The organism is Actinoallomurus sp. NPDC050550 (assembly GCF_040655075.1).
Taxonomy (GTDB): domain Bacteria; phylum Actinomycetota; class Actinomycetes; order Streptosporangiales; family Streptosporangiaceae; genus Actinoallomurus.
This window is the reverse complement of record NZ_JBFAJC010000070.1, coordinates 1-16,365: the sequence shown is the minus strand read 5'-3', so window position 1 is coordinate 16,365 and position 16,365 is coordinate 1. Positions and strand designations below refer to the sequence as shown.

Genomic DNA, 16,365 nt, shown 5'->3' with positions numbered 1-16,365 from the left:
AGAAGGAGCTGTCGATCGTGCTGACGCTGACCGATTCGGCGGTCCAGGTGATCCGTACCGTCACCAGCCAGCCCGAGCTTTCGCCGCAGACCGGCCTGCGGATCGCCACCCAGAACCAGACGGACGAGGCGGGCACGCTCTCCCTCGCGGTGGCCGAAGGACCGCAGGCCGGCGACGAGATCGTCGAGGAGCAGGGCGCGCGCGTCTACCTCGAGCCGGACGCCGCGACGATCCTCGACGAGATGACGCTCGACGCGAGCGTCGATGAGAACGGAGACGTGACCTTCCGCCTCGCGGAACAGGCGGTATAGCCGATGTTAGGTGTGATCCCCGGGCGGTCGTGACCACGGTGGGGCGACCGCCCGGTCGCACCAGTGGCCGCCGCGCGATGTTCACCGAGCGAAGTACGCCCGCACGGAATGCGGCAGCCAGAGCAGTCCGATGATCACCAGGTGCACGACGCCACTGAGAACGACCACCCAGGCGAACCGCAGGTCGCTCCATGAGGCGAGGCTGCCCACGGTGGCGAGCGGAAGGTAGACGGTCAGCGCGATGCGTGCCCACCGGCGCCGTTTCAGCGCCTTCACGACCAGCCACGTCGCGATGGCGACGTGCACGACGTGCATGACGGCCGTGTAGGCGATCGTGACATTCACCGCGGTGTCCAGGTCCCGATGGGTGAGCGCGGGGCTGTGCCGGAGAACCGCGTCGCGGGTGTAACCCGGTACGGCGATCATCATGACCGTCAGCGCGATGAAGAGCGCCGTGAGCAATGCGAGGGATCCGACGAGCCAGCGGAACGGCCGCGTCGGCGACGCCACGTCACCCCTGGTAGCGGAGTTGGCACGCGTCCACGCCGTTCTACTCACCTGTACGGTATAGGTTTTCCCGCGATCGTACGGAAAAGGTCGCTCGTCATTCCTGGAGACAGCGGATTCGAGTGCTCGTCCGAGAGCGCCCGAGCTCAGTCCTCCGCGAAGCTCGGGTGATCGCCGAGGGCCCAATTCTCGAACAGCCCGTGGCCCGTGCCGCCGTCGTACTCGAACCGCGCCACAGCGTCGACCATGCCCCACATGCGGGCGGCGTCCTCGGGGCGGCGGAGGTCGTACGTCACGCCCTGCACCTTCAGCTCAGGCCCCTGGTACATCCCGTGCCGCCAGTCGGGTTCCAGTCCGTAGCCGCTGCCGACCATCAGGTGCACCGGCAGCAGCGGGGTGACGCGCACGTCGAACGGCTTGCCGCCCGGCGGGGCGAACGCGATCACCGCCTCGGTGACGACGCGTGTCCCCGGAGCGTAGGTCGGCCGGTACTCCGGGCGGCCGAGATACTCCGGCTCACGGTCGTCCGGCCACACGCGTACGGCCTCCTCCAGCACCCGGCGACCCTGCGCGTCCTCCTGCACGATGCACAGGATCGCGTGGTCCTCGAACTGCATCGGCGCGTACAGCCAGTAGAAGCTCGCCGTGCCCGTGGCCTGGATGCCCGGCGGCTCCGCCTCGCCGACCGGGCGGATGCCCCAGGACCGGTCGCGGCTGCCCCACCAGCGGTCCGGGGTCACCGGCACGGTCGTGTCGTCCACGGTGATGGCGCCGGTCCACCTGCCGGTCTGCGCGAGCCGGCGCGAGTCGAACACCACCCGCTCGTGGGCGCGGATGAAGTGCGGGGGCTCCAGCTGCGCCGGGATCGTCCCCTCCCAGGTCAGGTCGAACGCCAGCCCATGGTCGTTCGGCTCGAGGACGACGCGCAGGCGCTTGAGCCCTTCCAGCACCTCCACGCGGAACGGTCCGACCGAGGTGTCCATCCGGTCCGCGCCGAGCTCGCGCGAGGCCCGGACGACGCGATGCAGCGGGCCGCGCCGGACCAGGGCGAACGCGTCCGTGACGCCCAGGTTCGGATACTGCCCGAGCCCGACGATGAGCATGAGCTCGTCCGAGCGGGAGTGGCAGTTGAAGTAGTACCGGTCATAGAAGTTGCGGTCCGAGGTGGCGACGTGCCGCATCACGTCGGGTACCTGGTGGACCGGGTAGTCGTCGAGTGGTGAGAGCGTCATCGGCGGCCTCCGGGTGGTGGGCCGGTCGCGGGACCGGGGACGGGCAGGTTCAGGAGCCCGGCGAGCAGCCGGGACGCGGTGTTGTCCACCGGGAAGTCGCTGTCGGGCGGCGTCAGGCCCCAGTCGATGAACGCCTGCCCGATCCGCGCCATGATCACCGCGAACTTGAAGGCCGACAGGACCTCGTAGTACGCCATGTGCCGCATCCTCCGGCCGGCCAGCTCCTCGTAGTACGCGACGGTGGCGGCGTAGGACGCGAAGCCGGGAAGGCGCGGGACGCCGATGCCCTCCGAGTGGTGCCGGTCGAGGTACATGTACCAGGCGAGGTCCTCCTCGGGCGCGCCGAGCGTGGCGATCTCCCAGTCGAGCGCGGCCCGCGGTTCGCCGTCGTCGCCGTAGAGGATGTTGCCGATCCGCCCGTCGCCCCACAGCAGCACGGGCGGGTCCGGCTCGTCCGGCCGGTGCTCGCGCAGCCACCGCAGCGCCTCGGCGCAGGTCGGCTGTGGCCCGTGGTACGCCCAGCTCATGTAGTGGGTGTAGTAGCCGAGCCGCTGTTCTAAGCCGGCCGCTCCGTACCTCGTCCGGTCGAGGAACGCGAAGGGCGCCGGATCCAGCCGGTGTACGGCGGCCAGGACGTCGAGGCCGGACGTCCACATGCGCGCTCGGTGCACGGGTGTCACCTCGGTGACCCAGCCCGCCTGGTGGTAGGGCGGGTTGTCGTCCGGCGCGCGGCCGTCGACCCGGTCGATGACGAAGAAGGGCGCGCCCAGCAGGCCGGCGTCGGGCTCGTACCAGCGCATCGGGGGCACCGGGATGCCGGTCCGTTCGTCGAGGATCCGCAGCAGGCGGTACTGGGCGGCGTACGGCAGCGGATCGGGGAAGACCTGATAGCGGCTCGGCGCCACCTTGGCGACCAGGTGCTCCACGCGGCCGTCGCACTCGGCGTCGAACAGCAGCGTCTCGGCCGAGAATCCGGTCGTCCGGGGGATCTCCAGCCGGGGGATCGCCACGCCGGTGCCCGGCAGGCGTTCCGACAGCCACCGGGTCAGGACCGTGCGCGTCACTTCGGGATCTCGCTGGTCGGGAACCGGCATGGTCCGGGCCTCCTCGCCGAAACGTTTCCCCGACCTCCCTGTATCTACCAAGCGCTCGGTTGATCGTCAACCGGCAGGAGGGCCGCCTGAGAAGCCGACGCGGCCCGTGTCAGGATCGAAGTATGAGGTTGACGAAGCTCGGGCACTCCTGTGTCCGCCTGCAGAAGGACGACCGCACGCTCGTCATCGACCCCGGTGTTCTGACCCCGCAGGGCGACGCGCTCGCGGGCGCGGACGCCGTGCTGATCACCCATGAGCACTTCGACCACTACCAGGCCGAACGGCTGCGCCAAGCCCTCACGGACGACCCGCGGCTCACCGTCTACACCTGCCGGGCCGTCGCCGGCGACCTGGACGATCTGGGCGACCGCGTCCGTACGGTCGGGGACGGCGACTCGCTGACGATCGCGGGGTTCGACGTGGCCGTGGCCGGACAGAAGCACGAGGTCGTCCACCCGGACGTACCCCCGGTGGAGAACATCGGCTTCCTCATCGACGGGGAGGTCTTCCACCCGGGTGACGCCTTCACCGTGCTGGAGGCGCCCACGCTCCTCGTCCCCGGCCAGGCGCCCTGGATGAAGGCCCCGGAGATGATCGAGTACCTGCGGGCGGTCGCGCCCAGGCGCGCGTACGCGGTCCACGACGGCCTGCTCAACGACTTCGGGCTCGGCCTGCTGGACAACCAGCTGGCGGGCGAGGGCAAGCGCCAGGACAAGGAGTTCCGCCGCCTCCAGCCGGGCGAGTCCGTCGACATCCCTTGACCCATCGCCGAACCGGGCCGACGTTCGGTCCGTATCCCATGGCGGACACCGACCCGTGTCGGACTCCTGGTCACGGATGCGCCATGCTCAGACTCGGACGTTTCGGCAAGAACGCATGGGATTGAGCGACGATGGAGAACGAGACCGACCTGCCGCTCGCGGCCGCGGGGGAGGACACGGACGCCCCGCGGCCTCCTCAGCGGACCCGCCGGAGCAGGTGGCTGACGGCCGGCGTACCCGCCTTCGCGGCGGTATTGATCCTGGCCGGTACCGGTACCTGGTTGTTCAGTCCCTGGGAGCACCTTTCGGGCGCGCACGGCACGCCGCCGCGATCGGTGAGCGGCGTGCCGTCCTCGGGGGCCCGCCGCTTCCGGGACGCCGCGGATCCGATTCTGGCGGCGGGCGCGCTCGTCGAGCGGCACGACGGTGGAGTACGCGCGGTCGACCTCCGCACGGGACGGACCTGGTGGGGGATCAGCAGGCCAGGGCGCGTCCGGGTCGACGCGGTCGGCCGGGTCGACGGTCGGCGTGCCGCCGTCGTCTGGAGTGATCGCGGGCTGACGATCGTCGATGTGCGAACGGGACACCGCGTGCATGCCGACCTGCCGGATCGGTCCTTTCCGAAGGTCGACTCGAAGGGCGAGGAACGAGAGGTCCCCGCGGGGCTGACCGGGCCGGCCGGGCGCCCGCTCGTCGCGGTCGTGCAGGACCGGGGTGTGGACGCCTACGACGCGTCGTCGGGCCGGCGTGTGTGGTCGCACGCGGCACCGCACGACTGCGTCTTCGGCGACCCGGTGGGCAAGGCCCGGACGGAGGGCTCCTTCCTGCCGCTGGACGTCGCCTGCGCCGATGGCCCCCCTTCCCCGTACGATCCGCAGTACGCCTACAGCACCCTTCTCGACGCGTCGTCCGGCCGGGCGATGCCGGGCTTCGAACGCCTCCCCGGCGGCTCGCTGCTGCCGGTCGGCGACCATGAACTCCTCCAGAACGAGGTCGAGAACGGACTGGGGCGGGGATACCGGGTGCTCGACTCGCGTACGGGCCGTCCCCTGTGGCACGTCGATTCGGGTGCGTATGCGGGCGTGGCCGGAGGCGACGGCCTCGTCGTGGTGACCGAGCACGACGACCAGATCACGGCCTATCGCGCCGCGGACGGGAAACGGCTGTGGCGGCGCACCTTCTCCGGTGCCGGCGACCAACTCACCAGGCTGCGCTCCGGCACCGTCATCGGCGGCCAAGTGCGCGTCGTCGAGCTGGAACCGCGCCCGATCAAGGTCTTCACCTTCGATTCGGCTGGAAAGACCACGGGCATTCAGGAACTCCCCATGTTCGAGCGCGGCGGCGATCCCGGGCTTGTCGGCGGCGACTTCGGCACCCTCGTGGTCGAAGACGAGAACGTGGAGCCAAACGACAAGTTGCCCCCGTACGTCCTGCTCACCGCAACCGGCTAGTGCTCCACCACCGCGTTCATAGGGGACCTCCGTGCCCTATGGGGGTGTCCGTTGATACACCCGACACCCTTAGGGGTGACCCGTAGGTCTGCGGGACGAGGCGGGATCGATCCCGCGAGCGATGTGTCCGGGAGACGCGCTGCCTAGCGTGGTGAGTAGTCCATCGCGAAGGGGTATCGCAGTGAACGGTCTCTATCGCCCGCGTCAGGGGCGTGTCATCGCCGGTGTCTGCGCCGGTCTCGGTCGCCGGTACGGGCTGGGGCCGTGGACGGTCCGGCTGCTGGCGATCCTGTCCTGCCTGCTGCCCGGCCCGCAGTTCGTGATCTACATCATCCTGTGGATCATGATGCCCAGCGAGTAGAACGCGCTCAGGCGGCCAGAACCCGCTCGTCCTCGCGGGCGGGCGCGACGGCACGCCGGAGCGCGCCCGCGCGGACGCGCTCCAGCACGTCGCGACGGTGCCGTGCGTACCGGATCAGGCATCCGGCGGCCGCGCCGGTGAGCGCGTAGACGACGACCGTCGCGACCGGGCGGTCCGCCGACACCGCGAGCGCGGCCGGCGACCCGACCACGAACCTGGGGTGGAGCCACCCCCACCACGGGCCTCAGGCCCGCCCGTACGCTCTCCGCCGCGGGCGTCGGGCCCGCGCATATGCTCCCCGCGACTCGCCTCGGGCCCGCCGCTCGGCCTACTCCAGGCGCCAGACGACGGGGAGGCCCTTGGCGGCGCCCTCGCCGGAGTAGTCGTGGACGACGTCGAGGTAGCCGGCCATGCGGGCCTGCCACGCGACGTTGACCGGCAGGTCCTCCAGGGCGGCGAGCAGCGCGGTGTAGTCGTCGCAGTCGATGACGTGGAACAGGTCCAGCCCGCTGCGCCAGATCGTCCACTCGTGCGCGCCGGCGTCCTTGATCGCCTGGACGAGGGCCGGGGGGACCTCCCGGTGGGCCTTCTCGTACTCCTCCTCGCGGCCGGGCCTGAGTCGGGTGTGCAGCGCGATGCGCATCCTCACTCCTCCTCGTCCGTCTGGCGGCGGGCCCACTCCTCGACCGCGCCGATGTGCACGGCTGCGGCGACGCGGGCGCCGTCGGGGTCGCGCTCGACCAGGGCACGGTAGATCGCGTCGTGCTCGCGAGCGGTGCGCGGGAAGACGCCCTCCTCCTGATAGCCGCGCCAGACGCGGGCCCGGAAGGTGCGGCTGTTCAGCCCGCCGAGGATCGCGCCGAGCACCGGGTTGCCGGCGGCCTCGGTGATGATCCGGTGGAACTCCAGGTCGTGCCCGACGTTCTCCTCCGCGGTCGAGGCGCGCTCCATGGCCCTCATCTCGGCGCGTAGGCCGGCGAGGCCTTCGTCGTCGATGCGCGCCGCTGCCGCGGCGGCGGCCGCGGGCTCGAGGATCTTGCGGACCTGGACGAGGTGCAGCAGGGTGTCGCCGCGCGAGATCTCCGCGACGACACCGAACGTCTCCAGCAGGTCGCCCGGCTTCAGCTGTGTGACGTAGATGCCGGCCCCGTGCCGGGCCTCCAGTACCCCCATGACCGTCAGGGCGCGGATCGCCTCCCGCATCGAGCTGCGCGACAGGCCGAGGTCGGCGGCGAGGTCGCGCTCGGTCGGCAGGCGCTGCCCGGGCACGAATTCACCCATGGCGATCCGCGTCTTGATCTCGTCGATCGCCCGCTGGGTGACGGTGGTCTTGCCACCGGTGTCGTCCGGCACGCGCGTCCCCTCCTCCGGTTTGCGAAACTCATCTTGCCGGACGTTAAGAGGTCTTACCAATTTCACAAAAGTAACAAGTGTGTAACGGGGTATTGCCAGCACAGCGCCCTGTAGTGGTCTTATGTCCGGGTAAGAGGTCCGATGAATCGGTGAGAGGTCGGACCAACCGACGAGCAGGGGGTACGACTACGTGAAGCTGCTGCGTGTCGGACCGGTCGGCGCCGAACGGCCCGCGGTCCTGGCGGAGGACGGCTCGCTCCTCGATCTGTCCGGTGTGACCCGCGACATCGACGGAGACTTCCTCGCCACGGGCCTGGACCGCGCCAGGGCGGCGTACGCGGCGGGCGAGCTGCCGCCCATCCAGAACACCAAGCGGGTCGGTTCCCCGGTGGCACGGCCCGGCAAGGTGGTGTGCGTGGGCCTGAACTACCGGGACCACGCGGAGGAGACGGGCGCCGAGATCCCGGCCGAGCCGATCATCTTCATGAAGGCGTCGAACACCGTCGTCGGCCCGGACGACGACGTGCTCATCCCCCCGGGCAGCGAGAAGACCGACTACGAGGTCGAGCTCGCCATCATCCTGGGCGGCCAGGCCCGCTACCTGGACTCGCCGGCGGAGGCGCGCGCGCTCATCGCCGGGTACGCGATCAGCAACGACGTCTCCGAGCGGGAGTACCAGCTCGAGCGCGGCGGCACGTGGGACAAGGGCAAGTCGTGTGAGACCTTCAACCCCCTCGGGCCGCACCTGGTGACCGCCGAGGAGATCGCCGACCCGCAGGACCTCGGCCTGCGGCTGTGGGTCAACGGCGACCTCCGCCAGGACGGCAACACCAAGAACATGATCTTCACGGTGGACCACCTGATCTGGTACATCAGCCAGTTCATGGTCCTGGACCCCGGAGACGTGATCAACACGGGGACCCCGGCCGGAGTCGCGTTGGGCAGCCCGGGTATCTCCTTCCTCCACAAGGGTGACATCGTGGAACTCGAGATCGACGGGCTCGGGCAGCAACGGCAGAGGCTCGCATGAAGGTCATCGCACTCGACGCCTACGACATTCGATTCCCGACTTCGCGGCAGCTGGATGGTTCGGACGCCATGAATCCGGACCCGGACTACTCCGCGGCGTACGCCGTGCTCCGCACGGACGACGGCGCCGAGGGTCACGGGTTCACCTTCACGATCGGGCGCGGCACGGAGGTGTGCGTCGCGGCGATCGAGGCGTACGCGCCGCTCGTCGTCGGCCTCGACATCGACCTGTCCGACCTGGGCGGCTTCGCGCGGCGGCTGATCCACGACTCGCAGCTGCGCTGGCTCGGCCCGGAGAAGGGCGCGGTCCACATGGCCGCCGCCGCGATCATCAACGCGGCGTTCGACCTCGCCGGGCGCGTCGCGGGCAAGCCCGTCTGGCGGCTGCTGGCGGACATGACGCCCGAGCAGATCGTCGACCTGGCCGACTGGAGGTACCTCACCGACGCGCTCCGCCCGGAGGAGGCCGTCGACCTGCTGACGGCGGCCCGCCCGGGACGCGACGAACGGGAGGCCGCGCTGCTGGCCACCGGCTACCCGGCGTACACGACGACGCCCGGCTGGCTCGGGTATACCGACGACAAGCTCGTCGTCCTGGCGCGCGAGGCCGTCGCGGAGGGCTTCACCCAGATCAAGCTCAAGGTCGGCGGCGACCTGACCGACGACGTCCGCCGCATGGAGCTGGCCCGCCAGACCGTCGGACCCGACGTCCGCATCGCCATCGACGCGAACCAGCGCTGGGACGTCGGCCAGGCGATCGAGTGGGTCGAGGCCCTCAAGCCGTACGACCCGTGGTGGATCGAGGAGCCGACCAGCCCCGACGACATCCTCGGGCACGCCGCCGTGCGCCGGTCCGTCGCGCCCGTCCGGGTGGCGACCGGGGAGCACGTGGCCAACCGCGTGATCTTCAAGCAGATGCTGCAGGCCGAGGCCATCGACGTGCTGCAGATCGACGCCTGCCGCGTCGCGGGCGTGCCGGAGAACGTCGCGATCCTCCTGCTCGCCGCGAAGTACGGCGTCCCGGTCTGCCCGCACGCCGGCGGCGTCGGACTGTGCGAGGTCGTGCAGCACCTGTCGATGTTCGACTACCTCGCGATCAGCGGGAGCACCGAGAACCGCGTGATCGAGTACGTCGATCACCTGCACGAGCACTTCACCGACCCGGTCCGCATCCGGGACGGCCACTATCTCGCGCCGACGGCCCCCGGCATGTCGGCGCAGATGAAGGCAGAGAGTCTGCTCGAATACGCCTACCCCGACGGCGCCGCCTGGAGGTCGTGACTGTGGAGTTCAGCGGGATCAGGGCCATCGTCACGGGAGGCGCCTCCGGCATCGGGCTCGCGACGGCGCGCCTGTTGACCGAGCGCGGCGCCACCGTGAGCTGCCTCGACCTGTCCACCCCGCCGGAGCCGTTGCACGGCGTCAAGACCGACGTACGGGACGACGTGTCGGTCCGGGCGGCGGTCACGGAGGCGGTGGAGCACCTCGGCGGCCTGGACGTGCTGGTCAACAACGCCGGGATCGGCGCGCAGGGCACGGTCGAGGACAACACCGACGAAGAGTGGCGCAACGTCTTCGAGGTCAACGTGTTCGGCATGGTGCGGGTGAGCCGCGCGGCTCTGCCGCACCTGCGCCGATCCGAACATGCCGCGATCGTGAACACCTGCTCGATCGCGGCCACCGCCGGGCTGCCGCAGCGCGCGCTGTACTCGGCGACCAAAGGTGCCGTTCAGTCGCTCACCCTGGCGATGGCGGCGGATCACCTGCGCGACGGGATCCGGGTGACGTGCGTCAACCCGGGCACCGCCGACACGCCCTGGGTCTCCCGGCTGCTCGCCGCGACCGATGATCCGGAGGCGGAACGGGCCGCGCTGGCGGCCCGTCAGCCGAGCGGGCGGCTGGTCAGCGCCCAGGAGGTCGCCACGGCGATCGCCTACCTGGCCAGTCCTCTCGCGTCGGCGACGACAGGAACGGCGCTGGCGGTCGACGGGGGCATGGCCGGCCTGCGACTTCGCCCAGAGAAATGAGGACGCGATGAAGCGATCGATGCTCGCGGCGGGTGCCGCGTTCGCGGCGGCCGCAGTGGTGCTGACCGGGTGCAACAAGAGCAGCGGCAGCGGCGCGGGCGGCGGCAGCGTCGTCGGTGTCGACTACCCCCGGTCCGACACCGACTTCTGGAACTCCTACATCAAGTACGTCCCGCAGTACGGCAAGCAGGACGGCCTGGACCTGAAGACGACCAACTCCGAGAACGACATCGCCAAGCTGACCGCCAACGTGCAGTCGCTCATCGGCCAGGGCGTGAAGGGCATGGTGCTCGCCCCGCAGGACACCGCCGCGGTCGCGCCGACGCTGGACCAGCTCAAGGCGAAGAAGATCCCGGTCGTCACCGTCGACACCCGCCCCGACAAGGGCGACGTCTACATGGTGGTCCGCGCCGACAACCGCGCGTACGGCGAGAAGGCCTGCAAGTTCCTCGGCGACACGCTGAAGGGCAAGGGCAAGGTCGCGATGCTCGAAGGCGACCTGGCCTCCATCAACGGCCGGGACCGCACCGAGGCGTTCAACCAGTGCATGTCCCAGAACTACCCCGGCATCAAGGTCATCGGCCTGCCCACCGAGTGGAAGGGCGACGTCGGCGCGAACAAGCTGCAGACCACGCTCGCCGCCAACCCCGACCTGAACGGGATCTACATGCAGGCGGGCGGCGCGTTCCTCGCCCCGACGCTGAACGTCCTGAAGCAGAAGGGCCTGATCTTCCCGCCGGGCAACCCGAAGCACATCGCGATCGTCTCCAACGACGGCATCCCGGAGGAGATGAAGGCGATGGAGGCCGGGCAGATCGACGCGACCGTGTCGCAGCCCGCCGACCTGTACGCCAAGTACGCGCTGTACTACGTCAAGGCGGCCATCGACGGCAAGAAGTTCGCGCCGGGTAAGACCGACCACGACTCGACGATCGTCGCGCCGCGACCGGGCCTGCTGGAGGACCAGATTCCCGCGCCGCTCGTCACCAAGGACGGCACCTACCCGGGCTCGTTGAAGGCGACGGACCCGCAGCTCTGGGGCAACCAGATCAAATGAGCGTTCCCGCCAGCGCCGCGACCGGCGTCCCGCCGGTCGCGGCGGCACACAGGATCAACAAGCGGTTCGGCGTGACCGTCGCGCTCGACGACGTGTCGCTGACCGTGAACGACGGCGAGGTGCACGCCCTCGTCGGCCGCAACGGCGCCGGGAAATCGACCCTGGTGTCGGTGCTCACCGGCCTGCTCGCCCCGGACTCGGGGACGGTGGAGTTCGGTGGGTCGCCCGCGCCGGCCCTCGCCGACCGGGAGGCGTGGCGGCAGCGCGTCGCCTGCGTCTACCAGAAGCTGACGGTCATCCCGTCGCTGTCGGTCGCCGAGAATCTCTTCTTGAACCGGCAGGGGAGCGGCCTGATCTCCTGGGGTGCGCTTCGCCGCCGCGCCCGGGAGCTGCTGGACACCTGGGAGGTCGACGTCGACGTCCAGGCGCCGGCCGAGCGCCTCACCGTCGAGCAGCGGCAGCTCGTCGAGATCGCGCGGGCCCTGTCGCACGGCTCGCGGTTCATCATCCTCGACGAGCCGACCGCCCAGCTGGACGGCCAGGCGATCGAGCGGCTGTTCTCCCGGATGCGCTCCCTGCGAGAGTCCGGGGTGACGTTCCTGTTCATTAGCCACCACCTCGACGAGGTGTACGAGGTCTGCGACACCGTCACCGTGATGCGCGACGCCCGGCACATCGTGACCTCCCCGGTCGCGGAACTGGACAAGCAGGCGCTCATCACCGCGATGACCGGTGAGGCCACCGGGCTGATCGACCTCGGCGCCGACCGGCCCGCGCCGTCCCGCGGCGTCGAGCCCGCGCTCAGCGTGACCGGGCTCGGCGTCCCCGGCGTCTTCGAGGACGTGTCGCTGACCGTGGCCCCCGGCGAGATCGTCGGACTGGCCGGGGCCGGCGGCTCCGGGAAGATGGCGGTCGGCGAGTCGATCGTCGGCCTGCGCCGTGCCGCCTCCGGCACGGTGCAGATCGGCGGCCGGACGCCCCGGCCGGGCAGCGTGCCGGCCGCGCTGCGGGCCGGCCTCGGCTTCGTCCCGCAGGACCGGCACAAGGAGGGCCTGGTCCCCGGCCTGTCCATCGCCGAGAACGCCACGCTCACCGTCCCCGAGCGGCTGGGCCGCTTCGGGATCGTCGGACCGCGCCGCCGCGACGAACTCGGCGTCAAGGCCATCGACGACCTGGACATCAAGGCGGCCGGTCCCGAGCAGCCGGTGTCGGCGCTGTCCGGCGGCAACCAGCAGAAGGTCGTCATGGCCCGCGCGCTCGCCAACGACCCCAAGGTGCTCGTGCTGATGCAGCCCACCGCCGGAGTCGACGTCAGGGCGAAGGAGACGCTGCTGGGAACGGCCTCCACGGCGGCCGCCGGCGGCACCGGCGTCCTGATCATCTCCGACGACCTGGACGACCTTCGCCCCTGCGACCGGGTGTTCGTCCTGTTCAAGGGCGCCGTCGTCGCCGAGATGCCGAAGGGATGGGACGACCACGAACTGATCGCCGCGATGGAGGGCATCCGTGACTGACACACAGACGGCCTTGGCCGCGCCGGCCCCGGGCCGGACCACCGCGCCACGGCTGGCGCGCCTGCGGGACCTCGCGCTGGTACCGGCGATCATCGTGATCGGCATCGTCGGGTACTTCGTCAATCCGGTGTTCCTGCACTGGGACAACCTGGTCAACGTGCTGCAGCAGCAGTCGGAGATCTCGCTGCTCGTGCTGGCCGAGGCGTTGGTGCTGATCTGCGGTCGGATGGACCTGTCGCTGGAGTCGACGTTCGGGCTCGCGCCCGGGGTCGCCGCCTGGCTCGTGCTCGCCCCGGGCGTCACGCACGGCCTCGGCTGGCTGTCCGGCGCGTGGTCGATCCCCATCACCCTCGCCGTCGGCCTCGCCATCGGCTGGGTCAACGGCCTGCTGATTGTGCGGTTCCGTCTCAACGGCTTCATCGTCACGCTGGGCATGCTGATCGTGCTGCGCGGCCTGCTCACCGGCATCAGCGGCGGCAAGACCTTCTTCAACCTGCCGAACTCCATGATCTACCTGGGCAACGCCGTCTGGCTGGGCCTGCCCGCGTCGATCTGGATCTGCCTGGTGCTGTACGCCGTGGCCATCGCGGTGACCGGCTACACCCGGTTCGGGCGGGCGCTGTACGCCATCGGCGGCAACGCCGACGCCGCCCGCGCCGCCGGCATCCGCGTCGACCGGGTGCTGTGGGGGACCCTCGTCGTGGCCAGCCTGCTGGCCTCGCTCGGCGGCCTGCTGCTCACCGGCCGGCTCGCCTCGGTGGCCGCCAGCCAGGGCAACGGCGCGATCTTCACGGTGTTCGCGGCAGCGGTCATCGGCGGCGTCTCGCTCAACGGCGGCAAGGGCACGATCTTCGGCGCCTTCACCGGCATCCTGCTGCTCTACATGATCCAGAACGTGCTCACGCTGGCCGGGGTCCCGGCGCAGTGGATCGGCGCGCTCAACGGCGCGATCATCCTCGTCGCCCTGATCATCAGCCGGATCACGTCAGGCCAGGCACAGGAGTAGCGATGGAACGCCGCAAGCTTGGAAGCCCGCAGGTCGAGGTGACGACGTAGCGATGGAACTCCGCAGACTTGGAAACTCGCCGGTCGAGGTGACGACGCTGGCGTTCGGTGGCGCCGCGATCGGCGGGCTGTACGCCCCCGTACCCGAGGCCGAGGCCACGGCGACCGTACGCCGCGCGCAGGAGCGGGGCATCGGCTACTTCGACACCGCGCCGCACTACGGCACCGGGCGGAGCGAACACCTCCTCGGCACCGCCCTGACCGGCGAGTACGTCCTGTCGACCAAGGTCGGTCGGCTCCTCGTCCCCCTGGAGCCGGGGGAACCGCCCGAGGACAAGGGGTTCGCCGACCCGCCGCCGTACAAGCGGGTCTGGGACTGGAGCGCCGACGGCATCCGCCGGTCCCTGGAGGAGTCGCTCAAACGCCTTGGCGTCGACCACGTGGACATCCTCTACCTGCACGACCCGGACGACCACGAGGAGGAGGTCTACGCGACGGCGTACCCGGCGCTGGCCGCCCTGCGTGACGAGGGCGTCGTCCGCGCCATCGGCGCCGGGATGAACCAGACGGCGATGCTGACGCGGTTCGTCGAGCGGCTCGACCTGGACGTCGTGCTGTGCGCCGGACGCTACACCCTGCTCGACCGGTCGGCGGAGGAGGACCTGCTGCCCGCCTGCCTGCGGCGCGGCACCTCGGTCGTCATCGGCGGCGCGTACAACTCCGGGCTGCTGGCCGGCGGCACGACGTACAACTACGAACCCGCCCCGCCGGAGCTGCTCGACCGCGTCGCCGGCCTGGAGCGGGTGTGCGCCGAGCACGGGGTGCCACTGCGGGCGGCGGCGCTGCGGTTCGCGCTCCGGCACCCCGCCGTCGCGAGCGTCCTCGTCGGCTGCCGTAGCGTCGCCGAGGTCGACGACAATACGACGTTGTTCGAGACGGACATCCCCGAGGCGCTGTGGGAGGCCCTGTGAGCGAGCCGGTGCTGCTGGACGCGCACCACCACCTGTGGGACACCGGACTGCGCGACTACCCCTGGATGGACGGCCCCTGGGCCGACCCCATCCTGGGCAGGTTCGACGCGGCCCGGTACACCGGGCTGACCGCGCCGTACGGCGTGCGCGACTCGATCGTCGTCCAGGCGTTGCAGGACGTCGCCGAGACGTACGACCTGCTGTTCACCGCGGACAACCCGGTCGAGCTGGAACACGGCGACGAGCCGGGGCCGATCGTCGGCGTCGTCGGCTGGGTGGACCTCACCGCGCCCGACGTGGCCGACCAGATCGCCGAAGTGAGGGAGAGCCCGTCCGGCCAGCTGCTCGCCGGCATCCGCCACGGGGCCCAGGACGAACCCGACCCGGAGTGGCTGCTGCGCCCGGGCGTCCTGCGCGGCGTCCAGGCCGTCGCGGACGCGGGTCTGGTGTACGACCTGCTGGTCCGGCCGCCGCAGGCCGACGCGGCGCTGGAGCTCGCCCGCCGCCTTCCGGGGACCTCCTTCGTCCTCGACCACGCCGGCAAGCCCGACATCGCCGGCGGGGTGTGGGAGCCGTGGGCCGCCTGGATCACGTCGCTGGCCGCGCTGCCGAACGTCACGGTGAAGCTGTCCGGCCTGGTCACCGAGGCCGCCCCCGACTGGAAACCGGCCGACATCCTGCCGTACGCCCGGCACGTGCTGGACTCCTTCGGCGCCGACCGCGTGATGTACGGCTCCGACTGGCCGGTCTGCACGCTCGCCGCGTCATACGAGCAGGTCCTCGACCTGGCCCGGGAGGCGGTGCCGGACGGCGACCGGGACTCCGTCTTCGGCGGGACCGCCCGCCGCGTGTACGGGATAAATTGAGATCATGCGGGTCGGGCTCTTCGTCACCTGCGTGAACGACACGCTCTTCCCCGGCACCGGGCAGGCGACCGTCCGGCTGCTGGAGCGTCTCGGCTGCACCGTCGACTTCCCGCTCGAGCAGACCTGCTGCGGGCAGATGCACTTCAACACGGGGTACCGCGACGACGCCCGGCCGCTGGCCCGCCGCTTCGCCGCCGTGTTCGACGGCTATGACGCCGTCGTGGTCCCGTCCGGGTCGTGTGCGGCGATGATCCGAGAGTGGTACCCCACCCTCGGCGTGAAACCGCCGGCCGGGGTGCATGAGCTGTCGGAATTCCTGGTCGACGTCCTCGGGGTGACCGATGTCGGGGCGTACTTCCCGCACACCGTGACGTACCACCCGACCTGCCACTCGCTCCGGTCGCTGCGCGTCGGCTCCCGGCCCCTGGACCTGCTCTCGAAGGTACGCGGGCTGACCCTCGTACCCCTGGGCGGCGCGGACGAGTGCTGCGGCTTCGGCGGCACGTTCTCGCTCAAGAATTCGGCCGTGTCCGCCGCGATGTGCGCCGACAAGGTGCGCAACGTCCTCGACACCGGCGCCGAGGTGCTGTGCGCCGCCGACAACTCCTGCCTGATGCACATCGGCGGCTCGCTCACCCGCCAGCGCACCGGCGTCCGCGTCGTCCACCTCGCCGAGATCCTCGCCTCCACAGAGGGGGACGCGTCATGAGCGGGCGCGCGTCGTCTGGACTGAGGAGCGCCGGGAGCGAAGCGACCAGAGCGACGAGGGAAGACGGCGCGTTGGGCGCCCGCTCCCGCGCTCGCGGAGCGAGCGCCATCGAACAGA

19 protein-coding genes are annotated in these 16,365 nt (G+C 70.7%); 13 read left to right on the top strand and 6 right to left on the bottom strand.

The features are described from left to right. Window positions 1–17: 17 nt before the first annotated feature. A complete protein-coding gene (locus AB0I04_RS48615; RefSeq protein ID WP_360901433.1) occupies window positions 18–311 on the top strand; it encodes an iron-sulfur cluster biosynthesis family protein in 294 nt (97 codons plus the stop codon). A gap of 81 nt (window positions 312–392) precedes the next feature. On the opposite strand, the gene AB0I04_RS48610 is transcribed toward AB0I04_RS48615, so the two are convergent. The 3 genes from AB0I04_RS48610 to AB0I04_RS48600 form a co-directional block, all read right to left on the bottom strand. Continuing rightward, window positions 393–869, bottom strand: a complete 477-nt coding sequence (locus AB0I04_RS48610) for a hypothetical protein (RefSeq protein ID WP_360901430.1) — start codon at window positions 867–869, stop codon at window positions 393–395. A 95-nt stretch (window positions 870–964) separates the two neighbouring features. After that, window positions 965–2,050, bottom strand: coding sequence for a hypothetical protein (locus tag AB0I04_RS48605; RefSeq protein ID WP_360901427.1), 1,086 nt, complete (start codon window positions 2,048–2,050; stop codon window positions 965–967). After that, a complete protein-coding gene (locus AB0I04_RS48600; protein WP_360901424.1) occupies window positions 2,047–3,144 on the bottom strand; it encodes a phosphotransferase family protein in 1,098 nt (365 codons plus the stop codon). Before AB0I04_RS48600 ends, AB0I04_RS48605 begins: the two co-directional genes overlap by 4 nt. A 122-nt stretch (window positions 3,145–3,266) precedes the next feature. Here AB0I04_RS48600 and AB0I04_RS48595 point away from each other — a divergent pair, with 122 nt between their 5' ends. From AB0I04_RS48595 to AB0I04_RS48585, 3 genes are all read left to right on the top strand, one after another. Beyond that, the gene (locus tag AB0I04_RS48595; RefSeq protein WP_360901421.1) at window positions 3,267–3,905 is read left to right on the top strand and encodes an MBL fold metallo-hydrolase; all 639 of its coding nucleotides are present in this window, start codon (window positions 3,267–3,269) and stop codon (window positions 3,903–3,905) included. 131 nt (window positions 3,906–4,036) lie between these two features. Further along, a complete protein-coding gene (locus AB0I04_RS48590; protein WP_360901418.1) occupies window positions 4,037–5,356 on the top strand; it encodes a PQQ-binding-like beta-propeller repeat protein in 1,320 nt (439 codons plus the stop codon). Between the two features lie 181 nt (window positions 5,357–5,537). Beyond that, window positions 5,538–5,717 carry a PspC domain-containing protein gene (locus tag AB0I04_RS48585; RefSeq protein ID WP_360901415.1) on the top strand — a complete coding sequence of 60 codons (180 nt, stop codon included), beginning with the start codon at window positions 5,538–5,540 and terminating at the stop codon, window positions 5,715–5,717. Between the two features lie 7 nt (window positions 5,718–5,724). Here AB0I04_RS48585 and AB0I04_RS48580 read toward each other — a convergent pair whose 3' ends face one another. From AB0I04_RS48580 to AB0I04_RS48570, 3 genes are all read right to left on the bottom strand, one after another. Beyond that, window positions 5,725–5,928, bottom strand: a complete 204-nt coding sequence (locus AB0I04_RS48580) for a hypothetical protein (RefSeq protein WP_360901412.1) — start codon at window positions 5,926–5,928, stop codon at window positions 5,725–5,727. A 117-nt stretch (window positions 5,929–6,045) separates the two neighbouring features. After that, complete coding sequence (locus AB0I04_RS48575) at window positions 6,046–6,360, bottom strand: L-rhamnose mutarotase (protein ID WP_360901409.1); 315 nt, start codon at window positions 6,358–6,360, stop codon at window positions 6,046–6,048. Between the two features lie 2 nt (window positions 6,361–6,362). Next, window positions 6,363–7,070, bottom strand: coding sequence for a FadR/GntR family transcriptional regulator (locus tag AB0I04_RS48570; protein WP_360901406.1), 708 nt, complete (start codon window positions 7,068–7,070; stop codon window positions 6,363–6,365). Window positions 7,071–7,260: 190 nt separating this feature from the next. Here AB0I04_RS48570 and AB0I04_RS48565 point away from each other — a divergent pair, with 190 nt between their 5' ends. Genes AB0I04_RS48565 through AB0I04_RS48525 form a run of 9 tightly spaced genes read left to right on the top strand, consistent with a single transcriptional unit; the run spans window position 7,261 to window position 16,248 of the window. Then, on the top strand, window positions 7,261–8,100 hold the full coding sequence (locus AB0I04_RS48565; protein ID WP_360901403.1) for a fumarylacetoacetate hydrolase family protein: 840 nt from the start codon (window positions 7,261–7,263) through the stop codon (window positions 8,098–8,100). Then, a complete protein-coding gene (locus AB0I04_RS48560) occupies window positions 8,097–9,380 on the top strand; it encodes an enolase C-terminal domain-like protein (RefSeq protein ID WP_360901400.1) in 1,284 nt (427 codons plus the stop codon). The genes AB0I04_RS48565 and AB0I04_RS48560 overlap by 4 nt, the downstream gene beginning before the upstream one ends. Then, on the top strand, window positions 9,377–10,126 hold the full coding sequence (locus AB0I04_RS48555) for an SDR family oxidoreductase (RefSeq protein ID WP_360901397.1): 750 nt from the start codon (window positions 9,377–9,379) through the stop codon (window positions 10,124–10,126). The genes AB0I04_RS48560 and AB0I04_RS48555 overlap by 4 nt, the downstream gene beginning before the upstream one ends. Window positions 10,127–10,133: 7 nt before the next feature. Next, complete coding sequence (locus AB0I04_RS48550) at window positions 10,134–11,183, top strand: sugar ABC transporter substrate-binding protein (RefSeq protein WP_360901394.1); 1,050 nt, start codon at window positions 10,134–10,136, stop codon at window positions 11,181–11,183. Beyond that, the gene (locus tag AB0I04_RS48545; RefSeq protein WP_360901391.1) at window positions 11,180–12,697 is read left to right on the top strand and encodes a sugar ABC transporter ATP-binding protein; all 1,518 of its coding nucleotides are present in this window, start codon (window positions 11,180–11,182) and stop codon (window positions 12,695–12,697) included. Before AB0I04_RS48550 ends, AB0I04_RS48545 begins: the two co-directional genes overlap by 4 nt. Continuing rightward, window positions 12,690–13,703, top strand: a complete 1,014-nt coding sequence (locus AB0I04_RS48540) for an ABC transporter permease (protein ID WP_360901388.1) — start codon at window positions 12,690–12,692, stop codon at window positions 13,701–13,703. The genes AB0I04_RS48545 and AB0I04_RS48540 overlap by 8 nt, the downstream gene beginning before the upstream one ends. A 52-nt stretch (window positions 13,704–13,755) precedes the next feature. Continuing rightward, entirely contained in the window at window positions 13,756–14,673 is a 918-nt protein-coding gene (locus AB0I04_RS48535) for an aldo/keto reductase (protein ID WP_360901385.1), read from the top strand. Continuing rightward, the gene (locus AB0I04_RS48530; protein ID WP_360901382.1) at window positions 14,670–15,539 is read left to right on the top strand and encodes an amidohydrolase family protein; all 870 of its coding nucleotides are present in this window, start codon (window positions 14,670–14,672) and stop codon (window positions 15,537–15,539) included. The genes AB0I04_RS48535 and AB0I04_RS48530 overlap by 4 nt, the downstream gene beginning before the upstream one ends. Before the next feature lie 4 nt (window positions 15,540–15,543). Then, the gene (locus tag AB0I04_RS48525) at window positions 15,544–16,248 is read left to right on the top strand and encodes a (Fe-S)-binding protein (protein WP_360901379.1); all 705 of its coding nucleotides are present in this window, start codon (window positions 15,544–15,546) and stop codon (window positions 16,246–16,248) included. The last annotated feature ends 117 nt before the right edge of the window (window positions 16,249–16,365 follow it).

What these genes read in the sequence shown, in the direction of transcription:
- AB0I04_RS48535 (WP_360901385.1), top strand. Translation starts at nt 13,756, where the DNA reads ATGGAACTCCGCAGACTTGGAAACTCGCCGGTCGAGGTGACGACGCTG.
- AB0I04_RS48600 (WP_360901424.1), bottom strand. Translation starts at nt 3,144, where the DNA reads ATGCCGGTTCCCGACCAGCGAGATCCCGAAGTGACGCGCACGGTCCTG.
- AB0I04_RS48525 (WP_360901379.1), top strand. Translation starts at nt 15,544, where the DNA reads ATGCGGGTCGGGCTCTTCGTCACCTGCGTGAACGACACGCTCTTCCCC.
- AB0I04_RS48575 (WP_360901409.1), bottom strand. Translation starts at nt 6,360, where the DNA reads ATGCGCATCGCGCTGCACACCCGACTCAGGCCCGGCCGCGAGGAGGAG.
- AB0I04_RS48545 (WP_360901391.1), top strand. Translation starts at nt 11,180, where the DNA reads ATGAGCGTTCCCGCCAGCGCCGCGACCGGCGTCCCGCCGGTCGCGGCG.
- AB0I04_RS48560 (WP_360901400.1), top strand. Translation starts at nt 8,097, where the DNA reads ATGAAGGTCATCGCACTCGACGCCTACGACATTCGATTCCCGACTTCG.
- AB0I04_RS48595 (WP_360901421.1), top strand. Translation starts at nt 3,267, where the DNA reads ATGAGGTTGACGAAGCTCGGGCACTCCTGTGTCCGCCTGCAGAAGGAC.
- AB0I04_RS48550 (WP_360901394.1), top strand. Translation starts at nt 10,134, where the DNA reads ATGAAGCGATCGATGCTCGCGGCGGGTGCCGCGTTCGCGGCGGCCGCA.
- AB0I04_RS48605 (WP_360901427.1), bottom strand. Translation starts at nt 2,050, where the DNA reads ATGACGCTCTCACCACTCGACGACTACCCGGTCCACCAGGTACCCGAC.
- AB0I04_RS48590 (WP_360901418.1), top strand. Translation starts at nt 4,037, where the DNA reads ATGGAGAACGAGACCGACCTGCCGCTCGCGGCCGCGGGGGAGGACACG.